The sequence below is a fragment of the Janthinobacterium sp. TND4EL3 genome, assembly GCF_900156175.1.
Taxonomy (GTDB): Bacteria; Pseudomonadota; Gammaproteobacteria; order Burkholderiales; family Burkholderiaceae_D; genus Janthinobacterium.
In genome coordinates, this window is sequence record NZ_FTMV01000012.1 from 180,493 (window position 1) to 192,629 (window position 12,137).

The window sequence follows — 12,137 nt, forward strand, 5'->3', positions numbered from 1 at the left end:
CGTGGCGCGCCGTCATGCTGGCACCGCCTCGGCCGCCAGCCGCTTGGCCGCGTCGTATTGCTCAATTCCCCAGGCCAACGCGTAACAGCACCAGAGGAAGCGGGGCGTGTATTCCTTCGTATCGACCTCCCAAAAATCGGTGAACTCGAACTTTGCATCCGGGCCATGGAATGCCTTCCAGGCATCGCCGGCGTGCGTAAAGTCGTTCGCGGCGTCGAAGCATCGCACCTCGTTGCTGTCCGCGCTCAGCACCTCCGACTCGACCTCGGCGCGCAGCTCGGCATAGGCCTCAGCCCACAGCGCAAGCTGCTCAGGCTCGTCGTCGGCCGGCTTGTCGCCCTCTGCTTGCTGGTTCACCCAGTCATTTATCTGGCGCGTGAACTCATCGTGGCTGTGTCTTGTCACGCCGGTGTTATCGGCTGCCTCGATTTTCTCGGCCCAGTAGCGCCGATCGATGCCGTCCAGGCGTCCGTTCTTGCGGAAGAAGCCAAACATGTCCTGCGTGCGCTGGAAAACGTAGGTGCCCATGTCGCCGCTGTAGCACAGGAAGCCCGGCCAGGTAACCAGATCGAAGAACATGTTGCTGCTGTCCGGCTGCTTGAACCGGATATGGCGGTGCACGCCGTCATCGCGGATCACGGTCATTTCGTGCTTGGCTACGTCTCGCAGGAAACGCTCTTCGGAACAGGCGGCGCTCATGCTTTTGCCGTCTTCAAAGCCGTCACGCGCTCCAGCAGGTAGCAGCCGCTGATACCTTTGAGCCAGATCACCGCGCTGTGGCCGCTGAGCACCTGCGCCTCGCTGACGGTGATCGTCTTGCGCATTTCGCCGCTATCCAGCTCGACGCTGACGGCGGCGCCGACCTGGTGCGCGGCATTGAACTTGTCGCAGGCCGCTTGCAGCTGGGCGGCAGACTTGCGGGCAGGGCGGCCGGTCACGCTGCACCGCCCAGGTCAGCCACGTCGATCACGATGCCGCGGCAGTACGGCTCGCAGCCTTCCACGATTTCGAATGTGGCGTGCGGCACGTCGGTACGGTAGGTCCAGCTGTAGCCGTCTTCCTTGCCCCACAGAGCATCCACGGCCCGCACCTGCGGCGCCCGAGCGAAATAGTCCTTGAGTGCATCGTCGTCGTGCTGGATATCCTCGCGGAACGGCAGCAAGCCCTTGGCGTCGAGCAGAGCGATGGTCGGCGCGCCGCGCTCGTCGTCCACGAAGCCACGGAGCTCCATCAGGTCGTCGCTGGCGCCGAAGATCACGATCAGGCCGGCGGCCTTGGCCTGCAGTTCTTCTTCCTTCGCCATTTCGCTGCCGTATTCGCGGCCCGTCAGCAGGCCGGCCAGCAGTTCCTTGCTCAGCTTGACCGGCGCCAACTCGACGGCCGGCGTGCCCATGTTCGTGTACGGATGCTTGTCGGCATGCGGCTTGATGTGCGCGTAAAAGTGCTTGCCGACGGATTCGGCGCTGGCGAAGGCTGCATACTCGGTCGCTGAGAAATTGGCGTAGTGGTAAACGTCGGCCGGCGCGCCCTTGCGGAAGAACTGCACGGCCAGGGTCTCGGTCGCCGGGCAGTGGCCGATGGCGGCAATCTGCGAGGATTGAATGGCTTGCAGGGTGATTTGTGGTGCTGCGACTGCTGTATTCATTGGTTTCTCCTGGTGGTGGGCGAGGTGGTGTTTATGCTGCTTTGGTGATCAGGGCAGCGTACTCAGCGGCAAAGTCGAACTTGGCCAGGCGTTCGATGGCCTCGGCTGCCGTCAGGCCGAACTGCTCGAACATCACATCGAGGATGTCGCTGTCGGATGGGTAGAGGTCATCGGCAGCGGCGTCGAGGAGGTCAGGCGCTGGCGCTGGGCGGCTCGCGGCCGGCACTGGTGCGGTGGCGGCCGGCGCGCGGCGGGCGGCAATAGGGGCGGTAGGTTTGGACGCTGCAACTTGGGCGACCGGCTCGACGGCACGCTCGGCAGTGAGCTGCGAGGCTTGCTCGGCCAACTGGCGCTGCGTGTCGGCTGCCGCGCGTTCGCGCTCGACCTGCGCCGCTGCCGCCGCGAGGCGGTCGGATTCGATCTGGGCCAGCCGGATCGTTTCGGCCGCTGCCTCTTCTGCCTTGACGCGTTCCTCTTCCCGGATCCGTGCGCGCTCGGCTTCGGCCTTCGCTTCCTCGGTGCGCTTGTGGTCCGCGATGCGGGTGGTGATGACCAGCTGGAAGTCATCCATCGGCTTGCCGATGATGTTGGCCATGTCCATGAAGAGGAAGCCGTAGCTGGCAGCATTCTCGCGGCACCAATTTTGTTTTGCACGGAAGTCTGCGGCCATGGTGTTCGTGGCGATCTTGGCGCTGGCCAGCAGCGTATCGACGGCATCGTGCAGGCTGGCCATCGTGCGTTTGTTCTTCGTGGTGCCGGCAAAGTCGGGCATGGCCTGGGCCAGGCGCAGTGGCTTGATCTCGGCTTCCAATGCGGCCACATGGTCGGCATAGGCTGACTTGGCCTCGGCCAGGATCGTTTCCTTGATTTCCAGCTTGCGCCTGTCGACCAGCTTGGTCAGCATCAGGCGCTTGGTGCGCAGCTGGTCCTTGATCAGGTCGACCGTGCGCATCAAGTCGTCAATGCTGGCCGTTTGCGCGATGGCGGCCGCCTTGGCGCGCTCAATGTCCTTCTCGGCTGTGTCGCAGTATTTGATCGTCAGTTCCGCGTTGGCGAAGTCCTGGTCGTCCTGCAGGTCAGTCTTGATGCCGGCGATGAAGTGCTCGGCCTGCTCCTTGAACGTCGGCAGGTTCGTCAGCGTGACTTCGCCGCGAATATTGGCGACAAGGGAGGGAAGGGCGATTATCGCTTCAGCTTCGGGCTTTTCAGCTTGCGCCGCAGGCACGTAGTTGACCAGGTCTATCTCGAACTGCTCCCAGCCTGCCACGATTTCTGCGCGCAGCTGCTGGTCTGGTGTGTACCAGCAGTAGCGCTCTTCGGCCAGTGCGTCGCCCTCCCATCGGGTTGCCAAGAACAGCGCCCGGTCAGCGCCCGACACCAGCAACTGCTGTTCCATCTGGATCCGGTATGCCGGCGCTAAGAAGTCATTGGCGTTGCCGCCTTGCTGGCGGATTGCTGCGCGCAGGCTGTCGTTCAGGGTTTTGTGCTCCCACGCCGTATCGTCGCAGATGGTCAGGCCATCAAACGACGCTGACAGGGTGCCCAGCGAACCCACGACCGGGTACAGGCTCTCGCCGATCAACTCCTCAGCGCGCGGGCGCGCCAAGGCCTCAAAGCGGTGGCCATCATCGAAACGCATTTGCGTATGCGCATCGATCTCGGCGGCCAGGCCGGTGTGCACTTCGTGCAGCAACTGATTGCGGGTCTTGTACGGCGAGACGCCCATCATCGCCGGCGCGTCGCTGGCATTGCGGTGGGTGACTCGGTATGCCAGCCATTCCGGCGTGCCTTGGGTGAGTTCGTGCTGTTCCATTCTGGTTCCTTGGTGGGTGAGGTTGGGCCGGCGCGCCGGATTAATCGTTTTCGTGGGTCCAGCTGTCAATGACCGTCTTCTGGTCTTCTGTCAGCAGTGTTTTTGTCTGGATGGAGGTGATCAGGTCTTTCACTGGCTTACCTTTTTCCAGAATTGCTTTGCGCCAGGCGGGCGTGTTTGCCGCGAAGTCCTCATCGGTGCAAGTTGGCAAAACCTTCGGCGTTGCTGGTTTTTTCTCGGCGGCCGGTTTTGCCTCGCCGTCCTGCTCGGCCTTGTTGTCGAGCACGGTTGACCACGTTGCCTCTCCGTCGCGGATGGCGCCATAGATGCCGCGCAGGCTCACCAACTCGGCTGGCGAGCACTGGTCAATGTCGTGCCCGAGGTAATCGACCAGATCGACCGCCTTGACGCCCAGCGCGCCAAAGGCATCGACAATCTTTTTCCGTTCTGCTGCAGGGTCGCGTGCCGCGTCATCCATGCGGATGGCCTTGATGATGTCGATAGCCTCATCCTGAATGTCGCCTGGAATGATGCGCAGTCCCAACGTGCGGACGGCTTTCGACAAGAGGGCGCCGCGCTTGTTGAGCAAGTCATCGTCCTGCGCGGGCACGGTGAAAACAGGCTTATTCCAGCTATTCAGCCGGCGCGAAATATAACTGCCGTCATCCATCGGCTTGCTGCGCTCGACTGTTTTGGAAATTTTGACGTCCATCGAATAGGTGATGTTCGCTTCGAGATCGGTCACGGTGACGCGCTGGATTTCTTTCAGGTCGTCCTCAAACACCATGACCGGCTCGGTCAGCACGTTTTTCATATGGCGCAGCGCCGATTCGACAAACCGGATGCCAAGGCCTTCGACACCCTGGCCGATAGGTTTGACGTAGTAGACGCTCTTGTTATTGGCAAACGAAGGCCTGCGGCATTCAACCAGGATGTCGCTGCGTACCTGGTCCCAGTTGCGCGGATTGCGCATGGCCATGACATAGCGTGCCTCGACCATCGCCTTGCCCTGGGCGGCAGCCATGGTCGACGCGGTTTCCTGCACTGCGAACGTAGACTGCGATTCGCCGAAGCCCTCGCGGGTGGCCAGGGCGTTCTGGCTGATTGGTGCGTTCATGACTTTTTCCTTGTGAGTTTTATAATTTCCGCCTTCAACAGCGCCAGGCGGACGGCGTAGACGATGGCGTGGCCGGCATGCCAGTTGCGTAAGGCCTGGCTGGCCACGTCCATCACGGCTTGGCTTACGACGTCCACTGCGCCTCCCGGTGGGCGCGGCCTAGGCGCTGCACGCGCGCGGCGGATGCATCCAGGTCGATCAGCGCTTCGATCTGCGCGGTGATCAGTTCTTTGCGCATTTCTTCGAGGCCAGCCAGTTCGCGGCGCACACCGGCCAGGCGCATCTTGTTCATGCGGTGCTGGTGCTGCGCTTGGTAGTGGCGATGTGCGGCCAGCAGGCGGTGGAAGAGGGTGATCATGGCCGCACCATTGCCGTGACGCCCAGGGCGCCGTCGTCGTAGGCGGCATCGATCAGCGCGGCCAGGTTGCCGATGGCGGCGAAGCTGTGCACCGTGCTGGCGGTGCGGATGGTGATGATGTAGCTCATGCTGCACCTGCTGGATGCATTGCGGCAGCGATGCCGGCGTCTTCGCCGACCACGTAGCGGCCAGTCGTGCGGCCGCAGAACGGGCAGTGGCTGGCGATGCACGGCATTTCCTTGCCCTTGGCGCTGGCATAGCCCTTGCCCGTGCCACGGATGCGGAACGGGATGTTGATCGTGCTGAGCAGGCCCATGTCATCCGTCATGGCAAAGCCGGTGGCTTGGCACTCGACCTGGATGTCGCTGCCGGCCTTGGCCACGATGAATGGCGAGCTGGCCAGGTTTGTCTCGATTCTTTTGACGCAGTCGCAATTCATTGTTCTGCTCCTCTGGTTAATTGGTTGCTGGCGACCCGAGAAAATCCGTCGGGCGTGTGATTCCTGCGGCTGGTGGGCCACCAACAAAGCAAGGGGCTGGTCACAAACCCAGCTGCTTCAAGGCCGGTCTTCGCTTTTGCTGCGCGACGATCGGGGCGAAGTTCACGCCCGTCCCTTGCTTTGTTGGCCGCCGGTTACGCCGGCGAAACGGGCCAGGGCGACTGGCCGGGGTGAAATTAGGCTGCCGACACCTGCGAGGGGCGGAAGCGCTGGCGTTGCGTCGAGCCGTCCAGCAGCACTTCCAGGAAGTCACCACGGGCGCCGGGATGCGTCTTCACGAACTTACCTGGGCGCGCCGCTGGGTCGGTTTTGGTGCCTTTCACATTCACCTTCTGGTTTTCTTTGAAATTCGACATGCTGTATTTCCTTCAAGGTTGGTTGCGGCGCCGGGCTTCCCCGGGCGCCTGATCCTCACGAAGATCAATCGGGGCATTTCAGATCCCACTGGGTCGGTTCTTTTGCCTGACCAGGACTAGCCGGATGGTTGCAGCACCCGACGACCGCTTACTGCAGAGAACCCGTTACTGGTGAGGGACGATTGCTAAATCGAAACTCACCGAATGCTGCTTTTGCCGCAATCTCGTAAGCCTGAGCAGCCAGTTCACGTGTCTTGTGGCAGCCAAGGTAGTGATTGACGCCGCCGATCTTGATTTGGGCCTGCCAACTGCCATTGCGGCGCTCCGTCACGCCTTTGAGGCCAGATGCCGCCTTGACGGTTGTGTTTGCAATGTTCTGTGCATGAGTTGCCAGACGAAGATTCACAATTCGGTTGTCGTCTCTCACACCATTTATGTGATCCATGCTCAGCGCTGGGAACTCGCCAAAATGAATCGCCCATGCCAGGCGGTGCGCCAAATGGGAGTGGTTGTCAATGTTCAAAATGCGATAACCATCCCTGTCGAGTCGCCCGCACGGCGCGCCGCGCTGCCGAACTTTGTTCTTGGAGGTTTTCTTCCAGGTCAGCAGTCCGGTTTCCGGGGCGTATTCGATTTCGGAACGCAGGTAGTCAATCGAGATAGTGAGCATTGGTAGAAATCCATCTATGTTTATGAGTCCTGTTCTGCCTTGAACAGCGGCGTGGGCGACCGCTAAATCTGCAACCTCTCCAGGCCCACGGCCTGCGCGCGGGTCTTGGCCTGGCAGTTCGCCGGATCGTCACGCGCCAGCTGCGCGGCACCATCGACTTCTCTGGTGGCTGCCGCCAGCGCATCCGAATAAATCGTGCCGGCGACAAATTCCCGGAACGCGTTGCCAGCGGTGGCCGCATCGCATGCCAAGGCGGTGCGCGCCAGCACATTCATGGCGCCAGCCGCTGCCAGCCGTTCGAGCAGCAGGTTGGCGATCCCGCTGGCGCCGGCGCCGCCGGTCAGCACTACGATGCGAGCGGCTGCATTTTTCTCAGCTGCGAGGCTGGTGATCATTTCCTCGCGCAGCTCGGCAGCATCGTGGTCGCGGGCACTCATGCGGCACCTGCCATCAAAAGGGATTCGGTAGCGCCGCTGCAAGCGCGAGTGAAGCGCAGCGGATCGGCCGGGCTTGCGTCAATTGCTGATGCCAGCAATTCGGCCAGCGCCGTGACCAGCGCCTCATGCAAATTCACCGAGGCGACGATCGTTGCTTCCAGATCGTTCGCGGCTGTGACGCCGATTTTTACGGATGGCGTCACGCACACGGTCGCACCGGTGGCGGACAGGATCATGCGTTGGCCGGTGGTGCGCAGCGGCAGCAGGGCTGCGACTTGTGGACTGATCTTCATGGCGATCAACCGCGCGCTGGGATGACGATTGCCGGGATCACTTCGCCGTGGGCGATGAGGACCGCTTCGAGTGCTGCGAGCTCTGCTGGGGACATGTCGTACTCCTGTGTTTGCTTGTTCGATGGCGAATATTAGTCCGACTGCTAATGAGATGTCAACAGTCGGACTAATAAAAAATTAATTATTTATCGAGCGACGAAAAAAAGCCTCGAATCGTCGAGGCTGGTATGCGTGCTTAGAAGGGCAGTTCGGGAGGCGGTGGCGGCCGGAAGGCCTGCCATTCGATTTCGTCAGCGTTGATCTGGTTGATCAGCGGTCCGATGTCGAACGTGGAGTAGCTGCGCGAGAAGCCGCCGACGCGCGGCGACAGCAGCAGAATAGGCAGGGTAGGGAAGAACCGTTGTGCATGGAGCAGGGCGGCCGGGCCGGTGGTCGGCCAGGTATGCTCTGGCTCGACCTGTACCACGGCCAATTGGACTTGCTTGATCTTGATGATCGTGGCTTGAATTGTGATGATGTTGCTCAAAATCGCGCAATCTGCCGTTACTGAGGTAAAAATTCCCCGATAGAAAGGGCATTTCTCAGTGCTACGCTTTGTTGTCTTCTACAATTTGAGCGTCGTCGATTTTAAAGGCTGGGATACGATTTTTTTCTATACCCAAGTCGGGACGAACTCCTGGATATCCAAGATCTGCAGCCATTGTGGTAATTCTAGCTGTTCCAACCGCATGAACCTGCGCAACAAGATGAGGCGTAAGACTATTAAATAGCTTTACATCATCAATCGGCCCTCCCTCGATATCAAAAGAAGCTTCTAGCTCAATATAAATAGAGAAAGATTTTTTCTCGTGTTTTTTTGAGGATTTCGTTTCTTTTACGAATCCCTCCAATGTCATAAGGTATTGAAATGTTCCCTTTGGATTCTCAGGATTGGATGAGGTCAGAATATGGCGGCATTGTTGTGATAATGCATAAACCCCTTTAGCAGCATCCGCAGAATTAATTATTCGCTCAGCGCTGACTTTAATTAAATCCACTGATTTAAGAACTAATTGATGATCAATAGCGGCAGACTTCAATGCGTCGCTCTTTTCTCTTGGGGGCGCTTTTTTTCTCGGCTTGGGGGTACTTGTGTCCATGATGATCTAGAGTCCTCCTCATATGGTGCAGTTGTCGCTGCTTGAGTATCATCTGGATAATGATGATGCTCATGATTTTGGTTAATGGTTAAGACCGTCCGGCTTTCGCTAAGAAATTCAGTAATACACTCTCGCATCAGGTCATTAAGGCTAGTTCCTTTTGCAATTGCTTTTATACTTGCGGCCTTATGAAGATCGGGCGAAATCCTCACATTAAAGCTTCCGCTAAACTGTTTATCTGGAATGACATTTTCTGATGCGCATTTTTCCAGATAATAATCAATGGCTTTGCGGAATTCCGCTTCCAGTTCAGATGGATTGCTGGCTTCATATGTTATTAAATCGTTGATGAACATAACTTTCCCATGAAGGCAGTTATCTTCAATGCTAACTTCTATTGAGCCGCAATAGCCGTTATAGCTCAATGCTTTATCGCTCATAATTCACTCCTTTTAAAGTCCCAATTCATCGAGCTTGGCGACAATTTCTCGTAAGGCGTAGCGTTTCATAATTTTTGCAGGATGAGGCTTATGTAAAAAAATCTTTATGCCTGATGCAACGAATATAAACGTTCTATAAGAGCCGGGCTTATCTGAGATGTCTTTAAAGCCAATCGATGTCAATGCGGTCACGAGCTCATCCCATGTGAAGTCTGCAGGGATTTGGCGCAGCCTAGAAAGCAGTTTGACGGATTTGGACACGAGATTATGGTCTTTTAAGTAGTATAGTGCAACTAAAATTTAGTTGCACAATATGTTGTAACGAGTTGTTCTGCGTCATAGCGAATCCTCCAGGCAGTGTCAGCCATTGAGCGCCGAATGGCTCTTTCAAGGTTCAAAATGCCTGTCTCCCCAGGGAGCCTGTTGATTGTTAAAGTATATTAAAAATCAGCTATTGTATGAAATTTAGCAATCGAAAAATCTATCCAATTGTCATTTTATTTGACAAGCTTTACCCCTGCTTCGGAAGTAGCGATCCCCATCAATTTCCCCTTGCGGTAGAACATGATCTCCCGCGCGGCGCCACTCAGGCACGCATCCATATCCGCATAGGCCGTGACCATCTGCAGGCGCTTTGCCTCGGGCTGCTTCTCGATGGCAAACGTCCAGTGCACGGCCAGGTGATCTCCCTCGATGTGTGACTTGGCGAATTCGCTGAGGCCGCGCTGAACGTCTTGGGCCGCCACCTTGTTGCAGGGTGCAGCGCTAGCAGCAAGCGATAGTGCTAAGCCTGCCGCGACGAAAATTGTTTTTAGGATCATGGTGTCAGTCGGTAGGTTTGCTCGTATTGCGCTTGCATCTGCTGGCATGCATCCTGAGCAATTTGCGCTTCGCCCGAGCCCGCCGGCAACGCTTTAGCGCGGCCCTGGCAAAGTTCAATAGCATCCTTGGCAGCAGCTTTTTCTTGAGCCTCGACTTGCTGCCGGCTTGGCGCTGCGCCATCTGGCTCGCTGTGCAACGACCAATACCCAAAGAAAAGCAGCACTGTCACAGCTGCCACAAGACCAGGAACAATAACCTTGAAGATCGTCGGCCGCGCTAGATCGTGGCTGCCAGGAGTGGGGCTCATAGCCGATCCTTGAAGTTGCGCGGCTCGAAGCGCACAACTCGACCGATCACGTCGCAATCACCTGTACGGCATGGCTCTTGGCGGAAGTCGGGATTCTCCGATGCCAAGTACCATTCTCGGCGCTCATATTTCAAGCGCTTGACAACCGACTCGCCATTGTAATTAAGTGCAAATACGCCACCATTGACGCGGCTTTTGTCCTTGATGTTTACGACCGCAACATCGCCTGGATACATCATCGGTACCATGCTTTGGCCTTTGATCTTCACGGCGCGCAGTTGATCCGGCGAGAGGTCGTTTTCCTCGAGCCACTGGCGTGGTACGTGCAAGTGGCCTCCGTCCTCGAAAAGATGATCAGTCTCAAAGCCGGTAATGCCGGCCCGTACGTGCTCAGGAACCATCCGGATGGCCACCATCACGGGTGCCTGGTCGTCGTCACCGGTCACCTGGCGCAGACCAGGAAAATGCATGGTTGCCTCATCGTCTGCGCTTGGCGCCACGGCATGCGCAACCATTTCGGCCTCGCTCGCCAGTGATGGGCTGAACTCACTAAGCGCGACGCCCAACAGCTGCGCGAATTTTATGCCGGCTGCGACGTTTAACGGAATTCGACCATTTAGATACTGTGCGAGCGCACTTTGACCGAAGCCCAGCGCACCAGCTGCTGCTTCCTGCGAGCTTGGGAGTTTCTTTTCTTTCTGCGAGTGTTGCCACTCCTTGAAAAGGTCTTTGAGTCTCGCCGCATCGGCAAGTTGTTCTTCTGATAGTGGGAGGGCTGGCATCGTGCGAGATTATAAGGAAAGCTAATAAATTTCAAACAGTCCGACTGTTGACTTAATTTAGCAGTCGGACTAATATTCGTTTCATGAACCCAATCCAAACGATTCGTGGACGACTGCGCGTGACCCAAGTCGCATTAGCAAAGGCCCTTGGCGTTACTCAAAGCAACGTTTCTCACTATGAGCAAGGCCAAGAAATGCCGCCGACGGTGGCCAAACTGTTGATTGCATACGCTGCGACGCTGGGCGAAACCGTGACTTACACCGACATTTACGGTGAGCCGATTTCCGCTTTACGTAGTGATCAGCTGCCAGGCCACGCCGGCCGCCAACCGCCTACGACCAATGCCATCTTCGACACCGTGCCGCTGCGGGCCGCTGTCGGAATCGACGCGGGCGCGAAGCCATGATCAGCCTGATCCCAATTTCCCCGCCTTGCATGGCGGGTGACTTCGTGTGCATCCCGCTGCTCGAACTGCACCAGCTGCCATCAGGCGCGCCGCTCGATGAATGCTTGAAACAACAGGAGGAGCCAGCATGAACAGGGCTGAATTATTGCAACTTACCAGTCACGTATTGATCGTGATCGCCACTTTTATCTTGTATCGAACCGGGAGCCACATAACCCGGGTATGGAGCGAAATGAGGACGGAACTTTGGTTGCTTCGAAGCTTGATGAAGAACCACTGTGTAACCGGCGAAGAAGAAACGCGCGCCGGACCAATGTCGATCGCCTCCACTAAGGCAGGTTGCCAATCACCAATGAGCGAAAAGACGACCGTTCCACCAGGATCGTAATTAATTTTAACTACTCCGACATCTGCGTTCACTGCGGAAATCTTTGTGAATTGAACAGGAAGATCAGCCGGATAAATCAAAAGTCGTACAAGAAGTTCGCCATTGCTCTCATTGGTGATGCTCCCGCTCAAGAAAGGAGAGGCTAACGCTCGCTGGGTCCTGAACTGCATGAAGACAAGCAGCCCAGTAGCAGCAGTCGACAGTGCAGTGAGCGCTTCATAAAAGTTAAAGGCCACGACCGTTCCTTTTTTGATTGTATGGAATGCCAAATTTACCACGCTGAGAAGGTCTGATACCGAGCACCGCCAGCAATACAAGCAGCACCCAAACCCTGTAACACCGACCACCAGGAGAAAACCATGAAACAGAAGCAAAAACGCACCGCGCTCGTCAAGGGCTACATCACCGACGAGAACAAGGCTGACTTGCAAGCCGCGTGCACTGCGATGCGCAAGACCGTCAGCGACGTGCTGAACGAATGCACGATCGTAATCATCCGCAATCACCTGGACGCCAGGCCGAAACGGAATGATACGCCGCCGTTTTCCAGCGGAGCTAGGCCCAAATCAATAAATAACAGGGCCCAGATTGTGCCGGCACCGCGCCCGTGCTTTGGCGTCGTCCCGCGCGTCGTGCGGATGCGGGTTTAACGGCATGGAGGCAG

General features: G+C 57.4%; 24 protein-coding genes. 3 read left to right on the top strand and 21 right to left on the bottom strand.

Annotation, left to right across the window (positions count from 1 at the left end; genetic code table 11):
- Positions 1-12: 12 nt before the first annotated feature.
- The 20 genes from BXA07_RS18935 to BXA07_RS19020 form a co-directional block, all read right to left on the bottom strand.
- A complete protein-coding gene (locus BXA07_RS18935) occupies positions 13-699 on the bottom strand; it encodes a hypothetical protein (protein WP_076569832.1) in 687 nt (228 codons plus the stop codon).
- Positions 696-938 carry a hypothetical protein gene (locus BXA07_RS18940; RefSeq protein WP_076569834.1) on the bottom strand — a complete coding sequence of 81 codons (243 nt, stop codon included), beginning with the start codon at positions 936-938 and terminating at the stop codon, positions 696-698. Before BXA07_RS18940 ends, BXA07_RS18935 begins: the two co-directional genes overlap by 4 nt.
- On the bottom strand, positions 935-1,645 hold the full coding sequence (locus BXA07_RS31140; RefSeq protein WP_212592334.1) for a KTSC domain-containing protein: 711 nt from the start codon (positions 1,643-1,645) through the stop codon (positions 935-937). The genes BXA07_RS18940 and BXA07_RS31140 overlap by 4 nt, the downstream gene beginning before the upstream one ends.
- 31 nt (positions 1,646-1,676) lie before the next feature.
- Positions 1,677-3,458, bottom strand: a complete 1,782-nt coding sequence (locus BXA07_RS18955) for a YqaJ viral recombinase family protein (RefSeq protein ID WP_076569835.1) — start codon at positions 3,456-3,458, stop codon at positions 1,677-1,679.
- A gap of 40 nt (positions 3,459-3,498) precedes the next feature.
- Positions 3,499-4,575, bottom strand: a complete 1,077-nt coding sequence (locus BXA07_RS18960; protein ID WP_076569837.1) for a hypothetical protein — start codon at positions 4,573-4,575, stop codon at positions 3,499-3,501.
- Complete coding sequence (locus BXA07_RS30845; RefSeq protein ID WP_158301319.1) at positions 4,572-4,712, bottom strand: hypothetical protein; 141 nt, start codon at positions 4,710-4,712, stop codon at positions 4,572-4,574. Before BXA07_RS30845 ends, BXA07_RS18960 begins: the two co-directional genes overlap by 4 nt.
- The gene (locus tag BXA07_RS18965; RefSeq protein ID WP_076569839.1) at positions 4,700-4,933 is read right to left on the bottom strand and encodes a hypothetical protein; all 234 of its coding nucleotides are present in this window, start codon (positions 4,931-4,933) and stop codon (positions 4,700-4,702) included. The genes BXA07_RS30845 and BXA07_RS18965 overlap by 13 nt, the downstream gene beginning before the upstream one ends.
- Positions 4,930-5,061 carry a hypothetical protein gene (locus BXA07_RS31655; RefSeq protein ID WP_256267347.1) on the bottom strand — a complete coding sequence of 44 codons (132 nt, stop codon included), beginning with the start codon at positions 5,059-5,061 and terminating at the stop codon, positions 4,930-4,932. The genes BXA07_RS18965 and BXA07_RS31655 overlap by 4 nt, the downstream gene beginning before the upstream one ends.
- Positions 5,058-5,372: a hypothetical protein gene (locus BXA07_RS18970; RefSeq protein WP_076569840.1), complete on the bottom strand. Its 315-nt coding sequence runs from the start codon at positions 5,370-5,372 to the stop codon at positions 5,058-5,060. Before BXA07_RS18970 ends, BXA07_RS31655 begins: the two co-directional genes overlap by 4 nt.
- A 236-nt stretch (positions 5,373-5,608) precedes the next feature.
- The gene (locus tag BXA07_RS18975) at positions 5,609-5,788 is read right to left on the bottom strand and encodes a hypothetical protein (protein ID WP_076569842.1); all 180 of its coding nucleotides are present in this window, start codon (positions 5,786-5,788) and stop codon (positions 5,609-5,611) included.
- A 148-nt stretch (positions 5,789-5,936) separates the two neighbouring features.
- Positions 5,937-6,458 (bottom strand): HNH endonuclease, encoded by a 522-nt coding sequence (locus BXA07_RS18980; RefSeq protein ID WP_083708396.1) that lies wholly within the window; start codon positions 6,456-6,458, stop codon positions 5,937-5,939.
- Positions 6,459-6,520: 62 nt separating this feature from the next.
- The gene (locus BXA07_RS18985; RefSeq protein WP_076569844.1) at positions 6,521-6,895 is read right to left on the bottom strand and encodes a hypothetical protein; all 375 of its coding nucleotides are present in this window, start codon (positions 6,893-6,895) and stop codon (positions 6,521-6,523) included.
- Positions 6,892-7,188, bottom strand: coding sequence for a hypothetical protein (locus BXA07_RS18990; RefSeq protein ID WP_139335648.1), 297 nt, complete (start codon positions 7,186-7,188; stop codon positions 6,892-6,894). The genes BXA07_RS18985 and BXA07_RS18990 overlap by 4 nt, the downstream gene beginning before the upstream one ends.
- A gap of 235 nt (positions 7,189-7,423) precedes the next feature.
- On the bottom strand, positions 7,424-7,714 hold the full coding sequence (locus tag BXA07_RS18995; protein WP_076569847.1) for a hypothetical protein: 291 nt from the start codon (positions 7,712-7,714) through the stop codon (positions 7,424-7,426).
- Between the two features lie 61 nt (positions 7,715-7,775).
- Entirely contained in the window at positions 7,776-8,327 is a 552-nt protein-coding gene (locus tag BXA07_RS30280) for a hypothetical protein (protein ID WP_170909689.1), read from the bottom strand.
- A complete protein-coding gene (locus BXA07_RS19000; RefSeq protein ID WP_076569849.1) occupies positions 8,264-8,767 on the bottom strand; it encodes a type II toxin-antitoxin system HicB family antitoxin in 504 nt (167 codons plus the stop codon). The genes BXA07_RS30280 and BXA07_RS19000 overlap by 64 nt, the downstream gene beginning before the upstream one ends.
- Before the next feature lie 12 nt (positions 8,768-8,779).
- Positions 8,780-9,028, bottom strand: a complete 249-nt coding sequence (locus BXA07_RS19005; RefSeq protein ID WP_076569850.1) for a type II toxin-antitoxin system HicA family toxin — start codon at positions 9,026-9,028, stop codon at positions 8,780-8,782.
- 236 nt (positions 9,029-9,264) lie between these two features.
- Complete coding sequence (locus BXA07_RS19010; protein ID WP_076569852.1) at positions 9,265-9,588, bottom strand: hypothetical protein; 324 nt, start codon at positions 9,586-9,588, stop codon at positions 9,265-9,267.
- Positions 9,585-9,896 (bottom strand): hypothetical protein, encoded by a 312-nt coding sequence (locus BXA07_RS19015; RefSeq protein ID WP_076569853.1) that lies wholly within the window; start codon positions 9,894-9,896, stop codon positions 9,585-9,587. Before BXA07_RS19015 ends, BXA07_RS19010 begins: the two co-directional genes overlap by 4 nt.
- Complete coding sequence (locus tag BXA07_RS19020; protein ID WP_076569855.1) at positions 9,893-10,678, bottom strand: LexA family transcriptional regulator; 786 nt, start codon at positions 10,676-10,678, stop codon at positions 9,893-9,895. The genes BXA07_RS19015 and BXA07_RS19020 overlap by 4 nt, the downstream gene beginning before the upstream one ends.
- A gap of 83 nt (positions 10,679-10,761) precedes the next feature.
- Here BXA07_RS19020 and BXA07_RS19025 point away from each other — a divergent pair, with 83 nt between their 5' ends.
- Entirely contained in the window at positions 10,762-11,085 is a 324-nt protein-coding gene (locus BXA07_RS19025) for a helix-turn-helix domain-containing protein (protein WP_076569858.1), read from the top strand.
- A complete protein-coding gene (locus tag BXA07_RS31660) occupies positions 11,082-11,216 on the top strand; it encodes a hypothetical protein (protein ID WP_280175066.1) in 135 nt (44 codons plus the stop codon). The genes BXA07_RS19025 and BXA07_RS31660 overlap by 4 nt, the downstream gene beginning before the upstream one ends.
- A 28-nt stretch (positions 11,217-11,244) precedes the next feature.
- Here BXA07_RS31660 and BXA07_RS19030 read toward each other — a convergent pair whose 3' ends face one another.
- A complete protein-coding gene (locus BXA07_RS19030; protein ID WP_076569860.1) occupies positions 11,245-11,709 on the bottom strand; it encodes a hypothetical protein in 465 nt (154 codons plus the stop codon).
- A gap of 123 nt (positions 11,710-11,832) precedes the next feature.
- Between BXA07_RS19030 and BXA07_RS19035 the strand changes: the two genes are divergently transcribed.
- On the top strand, positions 11,833-12,123 hold the full coding sequence (locus BXA07_RS19035) for a hypothetical protein (protein ID WP_076569863.1): 291 nt from the start codon (positions 11,833-11,835) through the stop codon (positions 12,121-12,123).
- Positions 12,124-12,137 lie beyond the last annotated feature (14 nt).